The sequence below is a fragment of the Leclercia sp. 119287 genome (assembly GCF_009734485.1).
Taxonomy (GTDB): Bacteria; Pseudomonadota; Gammaproteobacteria; order Enterobacterales; family Enterobacteriaceae; genus Enterobacter; species Enterobacter adecarboxylatus_C.
Genome location: NZ_CP046445.1, coordinates 4,105,711 through 4,122,089, shown reverse-complemented (window position 1 = coordinate 4,122,089; position 16,379 = coordinate 4,105,711). Strand labels below are relative to the sequence as shown.

Genomic DNA, 16,379 nt, shown 5'->3' with positions numbered 1-16,379 from the left:
AAGGAATCGAATTATGTTAAGTCATATCACCGAGGAACGTCTGGCCGATATTCCCGCCCCCGTGGATGAACGCGCCTTTAGCGATGAGTTAAGCACGGCGCGCAGCCACGTCCTCGACCTGATTAGCCGTCATTTAACGGAGTTCGGCGACAAATTTCCGGCAGAAACCTGCAAGGAGGGGTATTACCCGCTGACTGACAACGTCGAGTGGACCACCAGCTTCTGGACCGGGCAGCTGTGGCTGGCGTGGGAGATGAGCGGTGATGAAAAATTCCGTGCCATGGCCGAGAAACACACCCGCTCGTTTGGTCTGCGCATCGCCGGGCGCAGCGACACCAACACCCACGATCTCGGTTTCCTCTACACGCTCTCCTGCGTGGCGGACTGGCGGCTGACCGGCAGCCGTGAGGCGCGCGGTTTCTCGCTGCTGGCCGCCGAAGCGCTGCTGGAGCGCTTCCACGAGAAAGCGAAGATCATCCAGGCGTGGGGGGATCTGGCGGATCCGGAACAGGCCGGGCGGATGATTATCGACTGCAACATGAACCTGCCGCTGCTCTACTGGGCGACCGAGCAGACCGGGGATCCGCGCTTTGCCGAGGCCGCTAAAGCCCACGTGATGCAGGCCGCGACGTATCTCATCCGCGAAGATGCTTCGACCTTCCACACCTACTATATGGACGTGGTTACCGGCGCACCGCGCTACGGCAACACCCAGCAGGGCTATGCGGATGACTCCTGCTGGTCGCGCGGCCAGGCGTGGGGGATTTACGGTTTCCTGCTGAGCTACATCTATACCGGCGACGCGACCATGATCGCCCTGTCAAAACGGCTGGCGAACTACTTCCTCAATCGCCTGCCGGAGGATCATGTCTGCCACTGGGATCTGGCTCTGGTGGGCACCGACGCCCTGCGCGATTCGTCATCGGCGGCGATTGCGGTGTGCGGCCTGCTGGAGCTGGTGAAGCATCTGCCGGCGACCGACCCGGACCGCGAGCGCTATCTGGCGTGGGCGAAAGGGATCATGTCCTCGCTGACGAAGCACTATCTGATGGGCAAAGAGGAGAAGGGCAACGGTCTGCTGAAGCACTCGGTTTATCACCTCGCCAGCAATAAGGGCGTGGATGAGTGCGCCAGTTGGGGGGACTACTTCTATGTAGAAGCTCTGGTGCGTTTTACCCAGAGCTGGAAATTGTACTGGTAAATAAAAGCTGGGGTGAGGTCACCACCCCAGCACCTCTTTTATGACTCGTCGGTAAGGAGTGTCGATCTGCTCCGGCACCTGGTCGATGTAGTTCCGCGCGTGCTGGCGGGCCTCGCCGCTCAGGTTGTCCAGATAGACAATGGCTTCGTCCACGGTGGGCACCCGGCCCTCCAGCGAGGCGCTTCTCGGCGGCAGTCCGGTCCAGATCACCGCCTCGATACCTCTCTCCACTGCCCATTCTGAAAGCAGACCGGTGTGGCGACCGGCGATCGGCAGCGAGCCGATGCCGTCACAACGTTCCTCCGGGATCCCCTCGCGCTCGCGCAACGCCTGGCAGGCCACGCTCAGCGTTTCCGCGTTGAGCCATGCCCAGAGCACCGGTACGGCAGGCGCATTCATACAGATGGCGGTAGCCAGTTCACCGCCGTCGCTGACCCGGCAAAACTCGACGGGCAGCGACGGCCCGTCGGTTTTCCACTCCCCGGCGATGGGGAGTGAGCCGCTTTTCCATATCAACGAGCCCCAGCCCAGACAGGCTATCTTCATTATCGTCCCTCTGTGCGACGCTATCAGGCTTCAGGAATACGCAGCGTCTGCCCCGGATAAATTTTATCGGGGCTGGAGAGCATAGGGCGGTTGGCTTCAAAGATTTTGTTGTATTTCGACGCATCGCCATACACGGTTTTGGAGATGGCGCTCAGGGTGTCGCCCGATTTTACCGTGTAGTAGGTGGCTTCATGCTGGGTGTCGGTGGCGGTGATGGTGTTCTCCACCTCGCTGACCCCTGCGATGTTCCCCACCGCGACCTGGATTTTCTCCTTCTGCTCCTGGGTCAGCCCGTCGCCCGTCACCACGGCCTTACCGTCGTTGACGTTGACCTGCACCTTTTCAGCACCCGGTATGTTGAGCTTTTTAAGGTGCTCCGAGACTTTATCACTTTGACCTTTGTGATCGGTCAGGTTATCCCACAGCTTTTCACCTGCTTCTTTAACGAAGTTAAAAATTCCCATTCCTTCCTCCAGATAACAATGAAATCAGGAATAAGCATAGCAGCTGCGCTTTAAGGTGATAAAAAAAGCCCAGTAACCTAAGGTTACCGGGCTTCTGTTTTGCCCGGTGGCGCTACGCTTACCGGGCTTACAAAAACGTAGGCCGGGCAAACGCAGTGCAGCCCGGCGATACCGTGGAGGTTAAACCCCCTGCTCCAGAATACGGATATGGGTTTCCAGAACGTCACCTTTCACCGCCTCGCTCCATGCTTTCATGTGCGGGGTTTGCAGGTGGGCTTCGAGGTGGGCCACGGTCTCCCACAGCTCAACCATCACAATGGAGTCCGGGGCGGTGGTCTGGAAGCTGACGCCTGCGGCGGTGTCCACCATCGGCGCGTAGCCGTGGCAGCCAGCCTCTTCTAAAACGGTTGGGATAATTTTTGCGAACTGATCCAGCACCGCCTGACGGTGATGTTGCCCAGGACGGGTGCGAATTTCAGCAATAACGGTAAGCATGGTCATTTCTCCTGATAACATGCCATCAGTTAAGCAAAAATTTCCGCGAGATGCTTGCGATATTCTGCGATATAGCGTGGCACATCCGGCATTTTGATCACGTCATTGGTGATAAAGGTCGGCAGGGCTTCCATTCCGAGGAACTGGTTAGCCTTATGGAACGGCAGATAAACACCGTCAACGCCCACGCCGTGGAAGAACTGATCTTCTTCGGTGAAGGCTTCCATCGGTGCGTTCCAGGTCAGGGAGAGCATGTATTTTTTCCCCTGGATCAGGCCGCCGGAGCCGTATTTCTTCGATGCATCAGAGCGGGTGCGGCCGTCGCTGGCATACAGCGCGCCGTGACCTTCGGTAAAGACGTCGTCCATGTACTTTTTCACGGTCCATGGCGCGCCCATCCACCAGCCAGGCATTTGCCAGATTACGACGTCGGCCCAGAGGAAGTTCTGCACTTCGGCCTGGATATCGTACTCACCGTCGGTGCGCACGACCTTAACATCATGCCCGGCGTCGCGCAGGAAGCCGTCCGCGACCTCGGTCAGGGTGTCATTCAGTTGGCCATTGGAGTGGGCGAATTTTTTCGCGCCGTTGATAATCAGGATATTGCTCATTAAGTTGTCCTCAGAGTAGCGAGTCTGAGGGCCATTCTACGCGCGACAGCGGTGCGGTGAAATTAGCAAAATGTGCAAAGTCTTTTGCTGAAAAAGCAATAATGCCTTACCAGCCGATCCTGACCTCAAATCCGCCATTCTGCCCGTTGCGTAGCGAAACCGTCATTCGGTGCAGGGCGGCGATGCGCTTCACAATCGACAGACCCAGGCCGCTGCCGGTCTGATCCTGACCGGGTGGGCGATAAAAACGCTCCCCGATCCGCGCCAGGGCGTCGGGGGAAATACCCGGTCCGGTGTCGCGTACGGTCACGCTGTGGGCGTCGAGCGTCACCTCCACCTGGCTACCGCGCGGGCTGTAACGCACGGCGTTGTCCAGCAGGTTGCGCACCAGCAGGCTCAGAAGTAATTGCTGCCCGGGACGGGTGACCTGCGGGGCGTGGATGTTGAGGCGGATCTCGATCCCGGCCTGCTGCGCCGGGTGATAGATATCCATCACCGCCGACTGGAGTAAATCCGCCATCTTAAGGGGTTCGATATCGTCCAAATTTTCCAGCGAATCCAGCCGCGACAGCGTCAGGAGCTGCTCAACCAGCCGCGAGGCCCGGTCGATCCCGGCGTGGAGCTGGTCCAGGGCTTTCGCCTGCGCCTGCGGGTCGTCCAGTGAGAGCTGGGCCACTTCGGTCTGCACCTTCAGGGCGGTGAGCGGGCTGCGCAGCTCGTGGGCGGCGTCGGAGGTAAAGCGGCGCTCGCGGGCCATCATCTCCCCAGTGCGGGCGAAAAGCTGATTCAGCGCGTCCACCAGGGGGCGAACCTCAACGGGCACGCCATGCGTCGCCAGCCGGTCAGTAGCATCGGGGGAGCGGGCGCGCAGGGTTTGGGTCAGCTTTTTCAGCGGCCAGAGTTCACGGCTCAACAACACAATGAGCAACAGCAGCATCACCGGCAGGGCTACCAGCCACGGGGTGAGCTGCGATCTCACCACGTCCAGCGCCATCTCCTGGCGGTACTCCCGCTCCTGGCCGACCACGACCCGGTACTTACCGTCCGGCGCGGTGAGCCATAAGAAGCGCCATTCGTCGTTATCGTCGTTGAGCTGGCCGTTATCAAAACCTTCCCGGCGATAGTGATAGGGAATATCGCGCCCGTTTTCACCGTCGTTGAGCACCATTTTGCCGTCGGGGGTGTAGATGGCGAAGGCCAGCGCATCGTCGTCCAGATGCCCGTGTTTCGCTTTTTTCGGCACCTCGCGCATCCGTTGTGGGGCGCGGATCTCATCCAGATCCATGGTCAGCAGCCGTTTGGCAAACAGCATCTGCTGGGTGTCGAACAGCTTATCGAGCTTATCGCTGGTCTGGTGCCAGGCGACCAGGCTGGCGGCAAACCACGCCGTCAGCGACAGGGCGAGGAACAGCAGCGTGAGGCGCAGCTTGAGGCTCAGGCGTTGGGTCAGTTTCATGCGTCACCCAGGGTGTAACCGATGCCGTGCACGGTGCGGATAAAATCGCTGCCGAGCTTGCGGCGCAGATGGTGAACGTGGACTTCTATGGCGTTGCTGGAGACATCGTCGTCCCAGGTATAGAGCTTCTCTTCAATCAGCTTGCGCGGCAGCACGCGGCCCGCGTTGCGCATCAACAGCTCCAGCAGGGCGAACTCTTTGGGCTTGAGCACCAGGGTTTCGCCATTTAGGCTGGCCACCAGCCGGCTGGGATCGAGCGTTACGCCGCCGTGGCGCAGTTCGCTGCGCGCCTGGCCGTGGCTGCGGCGCACCAGCGCTTCAAGACGGGCGGCCACTTCGATCAGGGCAAAGGGTTTGCAGAGATAATCGTCGGCCCCGAGGCGCAACCCTTCGACGCGCTGGTTGAGCGCGTCCCGCGCGGTCAGGATCAGCACCGGCTCGCTGCGGCCCCGTTCCCGCCAGTCGCGCAGGATCTGTAGCCCGTCGATGCCGGGTAGGGTCAGATCCAGCACCACGGCATCATAGGGGGCGCTGTAGAGCGCCGCTCTGCCGGTTTCACCCTCGGTGAACCAGTCCAGGCTGAAGCCCAGTTTTGTCAGCCCGGCCTTAATGCCGTCGCCAATCAGCTTGTCGTCTTCTACCAGTAAAATGCGCATGTGCCCTCCCTGTTGCGGCCAGTAAACCCTCTGTCACGCCCGGCTGTACAGTAAAAAAATTTAAATTTTCCGCTTAAGAAGTTGTTAAGGTTTACCCTGTTAAATGGACTGCGAAACAACATCAACAGCCTATCCCGTTAGGCTATTTTATTTGCCATTTTGAACCTGGGCAGTGCTCACAATCCTCACGTACTTCAAGTACGCTCCGGTTGTTCCGCGCTGTCCGTGTTCAAACTGTCTGCAACAAATACGCCTACCGGGACAGGCTCTAAAGGGAGAGTTAAGATGAAAAAATACGCTGCGATTGCTGCCATCATGATGATTACCACCGCGCCGGTTTTTGCGGCTCAGGGCGGGTTTAACGGCCCGTCGGCCACGGCAACCCAGACGCAAACCCAGCAGGGCGGTTTTGTCGATAACGACGCCAACCTCACCACGGCGCAGAAGGTCAAGGATCAGAAGGACGACAGCTGGGTGAAACTGCGCGGGAACATCACCGAGCGCTTGTCCGATGACCGCTACACCTTCCGCGACGAGAGCGGTACGGTGGTGGTCGAAATTGACCACAAGCGCTGGAACGGCGTGACCGTTACCCCGCAGGATAAGGTTGAGCTGCAGGGTAAAGTCGATAAAGAGTGGAACGATTTCGAAATCGACGTGAAACAGGTTATCAAGCTCAGCAAATAACCCGAAAAAGGGCCGCCATTGCGGCCCTTTTTCTCTGTGACTCGACTCGCCAGATAAGGTAGTATCTGCGGCAATATTGCCTGAAACCAACCGGTTTCTGAGTTGAGGAATCCCATTTAATGAGCGATATGGCAGAGCGCCTCGCGCTACATGAATTCACGGAAAACGCCTACCTGAACTACTCCATGTACGTCATCATGGACAGGGCGTTGCCGTTTATCGGTGATGGGCTGAAACCCGTTCAGCGCCGCATCGTTTATGCGATGTCTGAGCTGGGTCTGAACGCCAGCGCCAAGTTTAAAAAATCCGCCCGTACCGTGGGCGACGTGCTGGGTAAATACCATCCGCACGGCGACAGCGCCTGTTATAAAGCCATGGTGCTGATGGCCCAGCCGTTCTCTTACCGCTATCCGCTGGTCGACGGCCAGGGGAACTGGGGTGCACCGGACGATCCGAAATCCTTCGCGGCGATGCGTTACACCGAATCCCGCCTCTCTAAATATGCCGAACTGCTGCTCAGCGAGCTGGGCCAGGGCACCGTGGAGTGGGTGCCGAACTTCGACGGTACGATGCAGGAGCCGAAAATGCTGCCTGCGCGTCTGCCGAATATTCTGCTGAACGGCACTACCGGTATTGCCGTGGGGATGGCGACGGATATTCCGCCGCATAACCTGCGTGAAGTGGCGAAAGCGGCCATCACCCTGATTGAACAGCCAAAAACCTCGCTGGATGAGCTGCTGGATATCGTCCAGGGGCCGGACTACCCAACCGAAGCGGAGATCATCACCTCCCGTGCGGAAATCCGCAAAATCTACCAGAACGGTCGCGGCTCCGTGCGCATGCGCGCGGTGTGGACCAAAGAGGACGGCGCGGTGGTGATCACTGCGCTGCCGCATCAGGTTTCCGGCGCGAAAGTGCTGGAGCAGATCGCCTCCCAGATGCGCAATAAAAAGCTGCCGATGGTGGATGACCTGCGCGATGAATCCGACCATGAAAACCCGACCCGTCTGGTGATTGTGCCGCGCTCCAACCGCGTGGACATGGAGCCGGTGATGAATCACCTGTTCGCCACCACCGATCTGGAAAAAAGCTACCGCATCAACCTGAACATGATTGGGCTCGACGGACGTCCGGCGGTAAAAAACCTGCTTGAGATCCTCACCGAGTGGCTGACGTTCCGCCGCGATACGGTGCGCCGTCGTCTGAACCATCGCCTGGAAAAAGTACTCAAGCGCCTGCATATCCTCGAAGGTTTGCTGGTGGCGTTCCTCAACATCGACGAAGTGATTGAGATCATTCGTACCGAGGATGAGCCGAAGCCGGCCCTGATGTCGCGCTTTGGCATCAGCGAAACTCAGGCCGAAGCGATCCTTGAGCTGAAACTGCGCCATCTCGCCAAACTGGAAGAGATGAAGATCCGCGGCGAGCAGAACGAGCTGGAAAAAGAGCGCGATCGGCTGCAGGCGATCCTCGCCTCCGATCGCAAGATGAACAACCTGCTGAAGAAAGAGCTGCAGGCGGATGCCGACGCCTTTGGCGACGACCGTCGCTCTCCGCTGCACGAGCGCGAAGAAGCGAAAGCGATGAGCGAGCATGACATGCAGCCGTCCGAGCCGGTGACCATCGTGCTGTCGCAAAGCGGCTGGGTACGCAGCGCCAAGGGGCACGACATCGACGCCCCGGGTCTGAGTTACAAAGCGGGCGACAGCTTCAAAGCTGCGGTGAAGGGCAAGAGCAACCAGCCGGTGGCCTTTATCGACACTACCGGGCGCAGCTACGCCATCGATCCGATTACGCTGCCGTCGGCGCGCGGGCAGGGCGAGCCGCTGACCGGCAAGCTGACGCTGCCGCCGGGTGCGACGGTTGAGCATATGCTGATGGAAGGCGACGAGCAGAAGCTGCTGCTGGCCTCCGATGCGGGCTACGGCTTTATCTGTACCTTTAACGATCTGGTGTCGCGTAACCGCGCGGGCAAAGCGTTGATTAGCCTGCCGGATAACGCCCGCGTCCTGACGCCGCTGGTGATTGAGGACGAGAGCGACATGCTGCTGGCGATCTCCGCCGCAGGCCGGATGCTGATGTTCCCGCTCAGCGATCTGCCGCAGCTGTCGAAAGGTAAAGGTAACAAGATCATCAACATCGCAACGGCGGAAGCGGCCGCAGGTGAAGACAGCCTGGCGCACCTCTTTATTCTGCCGCCGCAGAGCACTCTGACCATCCACGTGGGTAAACGCAAAATCAAACTGCGCCCGGAAGAGCTGCAGAAAGTGGTGGGCGAACGTGGACGCAGAGGGTCGTTGATGCGCGGCCTGCAACGCATCGACCGCGTGGAGATCGACTCTCCGAACCGCGGTAATGCGAGCAACAACGAAGCGTAACAGAGCACCTCCCCCTCCGTTCAGGAGGGGGTCTCGCGTTAAACATCCGTTATAAAAACAAAAGAGTTACCAGTGAACAGTTGCAGTATAATCGTCAGCTGTCAGGGGTTTTTGAGGTCGCTATGCTATTAATTGTTCGTTCCATTCTTGCCGTTATTTACTGCATTCTGGTCTGTATTTTCGGCTGTATTTACTGCCTGTTCAGCCCGCGTAATCCAAAGCACGTTGCCACTTTTGGCCACATGTTTGCCCGTCTGGGGCCACTGTTTGGACTGAAAGTAGAAACGCGTCTGCCGGAAGGGGCAGAGAAACATGGCAACGCTATCTATATCGGTAACCATCAGAACAACTACGATATGGTCACTGCGGCAAAAATCGTCCAGCCGCCAACCGTCACCGTGGGCAAAAAAAGTCTGCTGTGGGTGCCGTTCTTCGGTCTGCTCTACTGGCTGACCGGCAACCTGCTGATCGACCGTAACAACCGCGCCAAAGCGCACGGCACCATCGCCGAGGTGGTAAACCACTTCAAAAAGCGCAGAATCTCCATCTGGATGTTCCCGGAAGGGACCCGCAGCCGCGGTCGCGGCCTGCTGCCGTTCAAAACTGGCGCGTTTCACGCCGCAATTGCGGCAGGTGTACCTATTATTCCGGTGTGTGTTTCCAACACATCGAATAAGATTAACCTCAACCGCCTGCGTAACGGTCTGGTTATCGTCGAGATGCTGCCGCCGGTCGATGTCAGTAAATATGGCAAAGATCAGGTGCGCGAGCTGGCGGCCCACTGCCGCGAATTAATGCTGAATAAAATCGCTGAACTCGATAAAGAAGTCGCAGAGCGCGAAGCCGCTGGCAGGGTTTAAGCCGGCTTAAAGGGAAAACGAGTTCCCGCGTTGTTAGTACGTTTATACATGGAGCTAATATGTCACTCAGTCGCCGTCAGTTTATTCAGGCATCGGGTATCGCCCTTTGTGCAGGTGCGGTTCCGCTGAGGGCAAACGCCGCCGGGCAGCAGCAGCCGCTGCCCATCCCGCCGTTACTTGAATCCCGCCGCGGTCAGCCGCTGTTCCTGACATTGCAGCGCACCCACTGGTCGTTCACCCAGGGGACTCGGGCGAACGTCTGGGGCGTTAACGGACGCTACCTTGGCCCGACCGTGCGCGTCTGGAGCGGCGATGACGTCAAACTGATCTACAGCAACCGCCTGGCGGAGAACGTCGCCATGACCATCAGCGGCCTGCAGGTGCCGGGCCCGCTGCTGGGCGGTGCGCCGCGCATGATGTCCCCGAGCGCCGACTGGGCGCCGGTTCTGCCGGTTCGCCAGAACGCCGCCACCCTCTGGTATCACGCCAACACCCCAAACCGCACCGCGCAGCAGGTCTACACCGGGCTGGCGGGAATGTGGCTGGTGGAAGATGAGATCAGCAAATCCCTGCCGATCCCGAATCACTACGGGGTCGATGACTTCCCGATCATCATTCAGGACAAGCGACTGGATAACTTCGGTTCGCCGGAGTACAGCGAGCCGGGCAGCGGCGGTTTTGTTGGTGACACGCTGCTGGTGAACGGCGCACAGAGTCCGTATGTAGAGGTGTCACGCGGCTGGGTGCGCCTGCGCCTGCTGAATGCGTCCAACTCACGCCGCTATCAGTTGCAGATGAGCGATGGCCGGGCGCTGCACGTGATTGCCGGGGATCAGGGCTTTTTACCGGCCCCGGTGCCGGTGAAGCAGCTGGCGCTGGCCCCGGGCGAGCGGCGCGAAATTCTGGTGGATATGACCAACGGCGATGAAGTGTCGATCACCTGCGGCGAGGCGGCGAGCATCGTTGACCGCCTGCGCGGCTTCTTTGAACCGTCGAGCATTCTGGTCTCGACCCTGGTGTTGACCCTGCGTCCAACCGGCCTGTTACCGCTGGTGACCGATACCCTGCCGATGCGCCTGCTGCCGGACGAGGTCCTGAGCGGGACGCCGGTGCGCACCCGGGATATCAGCCTCGGTGACGATCCGGGCATCAACGGCCAGCTGTGGGATGTGAACCGCATTGATATCACCGCCCAGCAGGGCACCTGGGAGCGCTGGACGGTGCGCGCCGATATGCCGCAGTCATTCCATATCGAAGGGGTGAAGTTCCTGGTGCGCAACGTCAACGGCGCCATGCCGTTCCCGGAAGACAGGGGCTGGAAAGATACCGTCTGGGTCGACGGGCAGGTCGAACTGCTGGTCTATTACGGTCAGCCCTCCTGGCCGCACTTCCCGTTCCTGTTCCACAGCCAGACGCTGGAGATGATGGACAGGGGCTCGGTGGGGCAAATGTTGATCAATCCGGCACCGTAAATCTTGCCGGGTGGCGGCTTCGCCTGACCGGGCCTACAGGCCCGTAGGCCCGGTAAGCGCAGCGCCACCGGGCATTAACATCCCCGCACAATACTCCTTCATTTCCCACATTGATCCAGCGTATAATCCCGCTCCTTTTGTCTATTTTTTCTTCGGAAGCATTATGAGCGCAATTTCCCTGATCCAGCCGGATCGTGACCTCTTCTCCTGGCCCCAGTACTGGGCGGCCTGCTTTGGACCGGCACCGTTCCTGCCGATGTCTCGTGAAGAGATGGACCAACTTGGCTGGGACAGCTGCGACATTATTCTGGTGACCGGCGATGCCTACGTCGATCACCCGAGCTTTGGCATGGCGATCTGCGGTCGTATGCTTGAAGCCCAGGGCTTCCGCGTCGGGATCATTGCCCAGCCGGACTGGAACAGCAAAGAGGACTTTATGCGCCTCGGTAAACCGAACCTGTTCTTCGGCGTCACCGCGGGCAACATGGACTCGATGATCAACCGCTACACCGCCGATCGAAAACTGCGTCACGACGATGCCTACACCGCGGATAACGTGGCGGGCAAGCGTCCGGACCGCGCCACTCTCGTGTACACCCAACGCTGCAAAGAAGCATGGAAAGACGTGCCGGTCATCCTGGGTGGCATCGAGGCGAGCCTGCGCCGTACCGCCCATTACGACTACTGGTCTGATACCGTACGCCGTTCGGTGCTGGTGGACTCCAAAGCCGACATGCTGATCTTCGGCAACGGCGAGCGTCCGCTGGTGGAGGTGGCGCACCGTCTGTCGCAGGGCGAGCCGGTAGGCAACATCCGCGACGTGCGCAACACCGCGATCATGGTGAAAGAGGCGCTGCCGGGCTGGAGCGGGGTGGATTCCCGCATCATCGATATGCCGGGCAAAATCGACCCGATCCCGCACCCGTACGGCGAAGATTTGCCCTGTGCCGATAACAAGCCTGTTGAGCCGAAGAAAGCCGAAGCCAAAGCGATCACCGTTCAGCCGCCGCGTCCAAAGCCGTGGGAAAAGACCTACGTGCTGCTGCCATCCTTTGAGAAAGTCAAAGCTGACAAAGTGCTCTACGCACATGCGTCGCGCATTCTGCACCATGAAACTAACCCGGGCTGTGCCCGTGCGCTGATGCAAAAGCACGGCGAGCGTTATATCTGGGTCAACCCGCCGGCGATCCCGCTCTCCACCGAAGAGATGGACAGCGTCTTTGCCCTGCCGTACAAGCGCGTGCCGCACCCTTCATACGGCGACAGCCGCATTCCGGCGTATGAGATGATCCGCTTCTCGATCAATATCATGCGCGGCTGCTTCGGCGGCTGCTCCTTCTGCTCCATTACCGAGCACGAAGGGCGCATCATCCAGAGCCGTTCCGAAGAGTCGATTGTCAACGAGATCGAAGCCATTCGCGACACTGTTCCGGGCTTTACCGGCGTGATCTCCGATCTGGGTGGCCCGACCGCCAACATGTATATGCTGCGCTGTAAGTCGCCGCGTGCGGAACAGACCTGCCGTCGTCTCTCCTGCGTCTATCCGAGCATTTGCGAGCACATGGACACCAACCATGAGCCGACGATTAACCTGTATCGTCGCGCCCGCGACCTGAAAGGCATCAAGAAGATCCTCATCGCTTCCGGCGTGCGTTACGACATCGCCGTGGAAGATCCACGCTATATCAAAGAGCTGGCGACCCACCACGTGGGCGGCTACCTGAAGATTGCTCCTGAGCATACCGAAGAAGGCCCGCTGTCGAAGATGATGAAGCCGGGGATGGGCAGCTATGACCGCTTCAAAGAGCTGTTCGACACTTACTCCAAACAGGCCGGGAAAGAGCAGTACCTGATCCCGTACTTCATCTCCGCCCACCCGGGTACGCGTGATGAGGACATGGTGAATCTGGCCCTGTGGCTGAAGCAGCGCCGCTTCCGTCTGGATCAGGTGCAGAACTTCTATCCGTCACCGCTGGCGAACTCCACCACCATGTATTACACCGGCAAGAACCCGCTGAGTAAGATTGGTTATAAGAGTGAGGATGTGGTGGTGCCGAAGGGGGACAAACAGCGTCGCCTGCATAAAGCCCTGCTGCGCTATCACGATCCGGCTAACTGGCCGCTGATCCGCCAGGCGCTGGAAGAGATGGGTAAAAAGCACCTGATCGGCTCACGTCGCGACTGCCTGGTGCCTGCGCCAACGCTGGATGAGATGCGCGAAGCGCGTCGCCAGAATCGTCATACCCGCCCGGCGTTGACCAAGCACACGCCGATTGTGCATCAGCGTTCGAACGCGGGGGCAACCGCGAAGAAACCCGTAAAACGCAAAGCGTAAAATAAAACCCCGGCTCGCCGGGGTTTTTTATTTATCCGCCAAACTGGTCCGGATCCGGCCCTAAACGCTTGCCTTTATCCAGCTTCGCAATTTCACCCAGCTCATCTTTATCCAGACGGAAATCCCACACCTTGAAGTTTTCCGCGATGCGCGACGGGGTGACGGATTTCGGGATCACCACCAGGCCGCAGTCCAGATGCCAGCGAATGACAATCTGTGCCGGGGTTTTGCCGTACTTATCGGCGAGATCGCGGATGATTTTCTGATCGAACACCCCTTCGCCGCCTTGTGCCAGTGGGCTCCAGGATTCAGTCTGGATCTTGTGGGTCGCATTCCAGGAGTGGAGTTGACGCTGCTGCATCAGCGGGTGCAGTTCAATCTGGTTGATGACCGGGGCCACGCCCGTCTCATCAATCAGGCGCTGCAGATGGTGAACCTGGAAATTACAGACTCCGATGCTCTTCACCAGCCCTTCTTTCTGCAGCTCAATCATCCCTTTCCAGGCGTCGACATAGTGATCGATCGCCGGTACCGGCCAGTGCATCAAGTAGAGATCGACGAAATCGAGTTGCAGCTTGTCCAGGCTCTCCTGGAGCGCTTCTGCAGGGCGCTTCTGGTCGTCGTTCCACAGCTTGGTGGTGATGAATAACTCATCGCGTGACACACCGGCGCTGGCCAGCGCTTTGCCCACGCCGTCCTCATTTTTGTAGGCGGCCGCGGTATCAATGGAGCGATAGCCGACTTCCAGTGCTTTATGAATGGCGGACACGACCTCGTCGTTACCGGCTTTCCATACGCCGAGCCCCAACTGGGGCATTACGTTGCCGTCCTGAAGCTTGATTACGGTTTGGTTTGCCATTTTTCCTCCTTCATTGGACATCCACCAGAGGTACTCCTCTGGTGGCGTATGTGCATTAAGCCTGGCCTAAATGCCGAAAAACGAAAGGTAAGCGTGCAAAATCGCTTAGCGAGCGGCCTCGTAAATACGGCGGCTCACGTCGAGGGTAATGTCGTGATGCTCACCGATCTGGGTCATGCCGTGTTCTTCCAGTTTCGCCAGCAGGGCAGGGATGGAGCTGCCGTCCAGGCCGTAGCCGGAGAGGCGAGTTGGCACGCCCATCTGCTCGAAGAAGTTGCGGGTGGCGGCGATAGCGGCATCGATGCGCTCCTCTTCCGAACCGGCGGTGATACCCCATACGCGCTCAGCGTACTGCAGCAGTTTGCCGCGTTTGGTGTCGCGTTTCTCATTCCACAGCGCAGGCAGAACGACCGCCAGGGTCTGGGCGTGATCGAGGCCGTGCATCGCCGTCAGCTCGTGGCCCAGCATGTGGGTGGCCCAGTCCTGCGGCACGCCGGCACCAATCAGGCCGTTCAGCGCCTGAGTCGCGGCCCACATCACGTTGGCACGCACTTCGTAGTTTTCTGGCTCTTTCAGCGCCACCGGGCCGTCTTCAATCAGAGTCAGCAGAATACCCTCGGCGAAACGATCCTGAATTTTGGCATTCACCGGGTAAGTGACGTACTGCTCAACGGTATGAACAAAGGCGTCCACTACGCCGTTCGCCACCTGACGCGGCGGCAGGGTGTAGGTGTAAACCGGATCCAGTACCGCAAACACCGGCTGCACGTGCTCGTTCATAAAGGCCTGCTTGTCGCCGGTGGTTTTACGGGAGATCACCGCACCTTTGTTGGACTCAGAGCCGGTTGCTGGCAGGGTCAGCACGGAGCCCATCGGAATGGCGCTTTTGATGTCGCTGCCGCCGGTCTGCAGGATGTGCCACGGGTCGATGCCGTCAGGATAGTGGGCCGCCGCAGCGATAAACTTGGTGCCGTCCAGCACCGAGCCACCGCCCACCGCCAGCAGGAAGGTGATCTTCTCGTCGCGGGCGATTTTCACGGCGTTCATCAGGGTTTCGTAAGAGGGGTTCGGCTCGATGCCGCCAAACTCACGCACGTCCAGACCTTGCAGGGCGCTATAGACCTGATCCAGCACGCCGTTTTTCTTCACGCTGCCGCCGCCATAGGTGACCAGCACGCGGGCGTCTGCCGGGATCTGCCCGCGCAGATCGGCGATAGCGTCTTTACCAAACAGAATACGGGTCGGGGTATGCAGATTAAAATTGTTCATTGTTCGTTCTCTTAGGTGGGTGAAAATACCGGGCTAACTGATGGTGCCCATTGTGGCGAGCGCAGGCTCTCCTCTCAATGCACATTCCTGCCGTTGTCTTGCCCATTTCTACACGGAGCTGGAGAAACTGCGAAAAACCGCGCACACTGCAAACGTCGGAAACCCTGGACGGATCGAGCAAAGATGAACCGCGATGAAACCTGCCTGCAGCTAACGGCGCAAATTAACAGACTGAAAGATAATGCAAATAATCTCGGCGAACTGCTGCCGGACGTGCGCCTGCTGTACGGCACTCAGCCCGGCACCCGCACGCCGGTGATGTACCAGCCGGGTATCATTTTTCTCTTTTCCGGGCATAAAATTGGCTATATCAACGAACGGGTATTCCGCTATGACCCGCGCGAATATCTGCTCCTGACAGTACCTTTACCCTTTGAATGTGAAACCTTCGCGACAGAAGCCGTGCCGCTGGCGGGGATTCGTTTAAATGTGGATATCCTGCAACTGCAGGAGCTGCTGATGGACATTGGCGAAGACGAGCTGTTTTGTCCGTCGATGGCGGCAAGCGGGATCAACTCCGCCACGCTGACGGATGAGATCCTCTGCGCCATTGAGCGTCTGCTGGATGTGATGGAGCGGCCGCTGGATGCCCGCATTCTGGGTAAACAGATCGTGCGTGAAATTCTCTATCACGTGCTGCTGGGGCCTGGCGGTGGGGCACTGCTGGCACTGGTCAGCCGTCAGACCCACTTCAGCCTGATCAGCCGGGTGCTGAAGCGCATCGAGAGCCAGTACACCGAGAACCTGAGCGTCGATCAGCTGGCGGCAGAGGCCAACATGAGCGTCTCGGCGTTTCACCATAACTTCAAATCGGTGACCAGCACCTCGCCGCTGCAATATCTCAAGAGCTACCGCCTGCACAAGGCGCGGATGATGATGATTCACGACGGGATGAAGGCCAGCGCGGCCGCGCTGCGGGTGGGGTATGAAAGCGCGTCGCAGTTCAGTCGGGAGTTCAAACGTTACTTCGGGGTGACGCCAGGGGAAGATGCGGCGCGGATCCGGATGATGCAGGGGTAGGGTGTTCAAG

15 protein-coding genes are annotated in these 16,379 nt (G+C 59.0%); 7 read left to right on the top strand and 8 right to left on the bottom strand.

Annotation, left to right across the window (positions count from 1 at the left end):
* Window positions 1–13: 13 nt before the first annotated feature.
* A complete protein-coding gene (locus GNG27_RS19760; RefSeq protein ID WP_156264644.1) occupies window positions 14–1,201 on the top strand; it encodes a glycoside hydrolase family 88 protein in 1,188 nt (395 codons plus the stop codon).
* Between the two features lie 18 nt (window positions 1,202–1,219).
* Here GNG27_RS19760 and GNG27_RS19755 read toward each other — a convergent pair whose 3' ends face one another.
* The 6 genes from GNG27_RS19755 to qseB form a co-directional block, all read right to left on the bottom strand.
* Window positions 1,220–1,747 carry a hypothetical protein gene (locus tag GNG27_RS19755; RefSeq protein ID WP_156264643.1) on the bottom strand — a complete coding sequence of 176 codons (528 nt, stop codon included), beginning with the start codon at window positions 1,745–1,747 and terminating at the stop codon, window positions 1,220–1,222.
* Between the two features lie 23 nt (window positions 1,748–1,770).
* Window positions 1,771–2,211: a peptidoglycan-binding protein LysM gene (lysM, locus tag GNG27_RS19750; protein ID WP_142487109.1), complete on the bottom strand. Its 441-nt coding sequence runs from the start codon at window positions 2,209–2,211 to the stop codon at window positions 1,771–1,773.
* A gap of 180 nt (window positions 2,212–2,391) precedes the next feature.
* The gene (locus tag GNG27_RS19745; protein WP_142487108.1) at window positions 2,392–2,706 is read right to left on the bottom strand and encodes a putative quinol monooxygenase; all 315 of its coding nucleotides are present in this window, start codon (window positions 2,704–2,706) and stop codon (window positions 2,392–2,394) included.
* A 29-nt stretch (window positions 2,707–2,735) separates the two neighbouring features.
* Entirely contained in the window at window positions 2,736–3,317 is a 582-nt protein-coding gene (locus GNG27_RS19740) for an NAD(P)H-dependent oxidoreductase (RefSeq protein ID WP_032614156.1), read from the bottom strand.
* 106 nt (window positions 3,318–3,423) lie between these two features.
* On the bottom strand, window positions 3,424–4,773 hold the full coding sequence (gene qseC / locus GNG27_RS19735; protein WP_156264642.1) for a quorum sensing histidine kinase QseC: 1,350 nt from the start codon (window positions 4,771–4,773) through the stop codon (window positions 3,424–3,426).
* Entirely contained in the window at window positions 4,770–5,429 is a 660-nt protein-coding gene (gene qseB, locus GNG27_RS19730; RefSeq protein ID WP_156264641.1) for a quorum sensing response regulator transcription factor QseB, read from the bottom strand. The genes qseC and qseB overlap by 4 nt, the downstream gene beginning before the upstream one ends.
* A 285-nt stretch (window positions 5,430–5,714) precedes the next feature.
* On the opposite strand from qseB, the gene GNG27_RS19725 reads away from it, so the two are divergent.
* The 5 genes from GNG27_RS19725 (at window position 5,715) to GNG27_RS19705 (ending at window position 13,161) form a co-directional block, all read left to right on the top strand.
* Window positions 5,715–6,116, top strand: coding sequence for a YgiW/YdeI family stress tolerance OB fold protein (locus tag GNG27_RS19725; protein ID WP_142487105.1), 402 nt, complete (start codon window positions 5,715–5,717; stop codon window positions 6,114–6,116).
* Between the two features lie 119 nt (window positions 6,117–6,235).
* The gene (gene parC / locus GNG27_RS19720) at window positions 6,236–8,494 is read left to right on the top strand and encodes a DNA topoisomerase IV subunit A (RefSeq protein WP_156264640.1); all 2,259 of its coding nucleotides are present in this window, start codon (window positions 6,236–6,238) and stop codon (window positions 8,492–8,494) included.
* 122 nt (window positions 8,495–8,616) lie between these two features.
* Window positions 8,617–9,354, top strand: a complete 738-nt coding sequence (gene plsC, locus GNG27_RS19715) for a 1-acylglycerol-3-phosphate O-acyltransferase (protein ID WP_142487103.1) — start codon at window positions 8,617–8,619, stop codon at window positions 9,352–9,354.
* Window positions 9,355–9,413: 59 nt separating this feature from the next.
* On the top strand, window positions 9,414–10,826 hold the full coding sequence (gene ftsP / locus GNG27_RS19710) for a cell division protein FtsP (RefSeq protein WP_156264639.1): 1,413 nt from the start codon (window positions 9,414–9,416) through the stop codon (window positions 10,824–10,826).
* A gap of 163 nt (window positions 10,827–10,989) precedes the next feature.
* Window positions 10,990–13,161 (top strand): YgiQ family radical SAM protein, encoded by a 2,172-nt coding sequence (locus tag GNG27_RS19705; RefSeq protein ID WP_156264638.1) that lies wholly within the window; start codon window positions 10,990–10,992, stop codon window positions 13,159–13,161.
* Between the two features lie 31 nt (window positions 13,162–13,192).
* On the opposite strand, the gene dkgA is transcribed toward GNG27_RS19705, so the two are convergent.
* Together dkgA and yqhD are read right to left on the bottom strand one after the other, a co-directional pair.
* Window positions 13,193–14,020: a 2,5-didehydrogluconate reductase DkgA gene (dkgA, locus tag GNG27_RS19700; RefSeq protein WP_156264637.1), complete on the bottom strand. Its 828-nt coding sequence runs from the start codon at window positions 14,018–14,020 to the stop codon at window positions 13,193–13,195.
* 105 nt (window positions 14,021–14,125) lie between these two features.
* Window positions 14,126–15,289: an alcohol dehydrogenase gene (gene yqhD, locus GNG27_RS19695; RefSeq protein ID WP_142487099.1), complete on the bottom strand. Its 1,164-nt coding sequence runs from the start codon at window positions 15,287–15,289 to the stop codon at window positions 14,126–14,128.
* Between the two features lie 183 nt (window positions 15,290–15,472).
* Here yqhD and GNG27_RS19690 point away from each other — a divergent pair, with 183 nt between their 5' ends.
* On the top strand, window positions 15,473–16,369 hold the full coding sequence (locus GNG27_RS19690) for an AraC family transcriptional regulator (RefSeq protein ID WP_156264636.1): 897 nt from the start codon (window positions 15,473–15,475) through the stop codon (window positions 16,367–16,369).
* The last annotated feature ends 10 nt before the right edge of the window (window positions 16,370–16,379 follow it).

Coding starts and splice junctions, on each gene's coding strand:
- GNG27_RS19690 (WP_156264636.1), top strand. CDS start 15,473: ATGAACCGCGATGAAACCTGCCTGCAGCTAACGGCGCAAATTAACAGA.
- yqhD (WP_142487099.1), bottom strand. CDS start 15,289: ATGAACAATTTTAATCTGCATACCCCGACCCGTATTCTGTTTGGTAAA.
- lysM (WP_142487109.1), bottom strand. CDS start 2,211: ATGGGAATTTTTAACTTCGTTAAAGAAGCAGGTGAAAAGCTGTGGGAT.
- qseC (WP_156264642.1), bottom strand. CDS start 4,773: ATGAAACTGACCCAACGCCTGAGCCTCAAGCTGCGCCTCACGCTGCTG.
- GNG27_RS19755 (WP_156264643.1), bottom strand. CDS start 1,747: ATGAAGATAGCCTGTCTGGGCTGGGGCTCGTTGATATGGAAAAGCGGC.
- GNG27_RS19725 (WP_142487105.1), top strand. CDS start 5,715: ATGAAAAAATACGCTGCGATTGCTGCCATCATGATGATTACCACCGCG.
- ftsP (WP_156264639.1), top strand. CDS start 9,414: ATGTCACTCAGTCGCCGTCAGTTTATTCAGGCATCGGGTATCGCCCTT.
- qseB (WP_156264641.1), bottom strand. CDS start 5,429: ATGCGCATTTTACTGGTAGAAGACGACAAGCTGATTGGCGACGGCATT.
- GNG27_RS19705 (WP_156264638.1), top strand. CDS start 10,990: ATGAGCGCAATTTCCCTGATCCAGCCGGATCGTGACCTCTTCTCCTGG.
- GNG27_RS19745 (WP_142487108.1), bottom strand. CDS start 2,706: ATGCTTACCGTTATTGCTGAAATTCGCACCCGTCCTGGGCAACATCAC.
- GNG27_RS19760 (WP_156264644.1), top strand. CDS start 14: ATGTTAAGTCATATCACCGAGGAACGTCTGGCCGATATTCCCGCCCCC.
- plsC (WP_142487103.1), top strand. CDS start 8,617: ATGCTATTAATTGTTCGTTCCATTCTTGCCGTTATTTACTGCATTCTG.
- parC (WP_156264640.1), top strand. CDS start 6,236: ATGAGCGATATGGCAGAGCGCCTCGCGCTACATGAATTCACGGAAAAC.
- GNG27_RS19740 (WP_032614156.1), bottom strand. CDS start 3,317: ATGAGCAATATCCTGATTATCAACGGCGCGAAAAAATTCGCCCACTCC.
- dkgA (WP_156264637.1), bottom strand. CDS start 14,020: ATGGCAAACCAAACCGTAATCAAGCTTCAGGACGGCAACGTAATGCCC.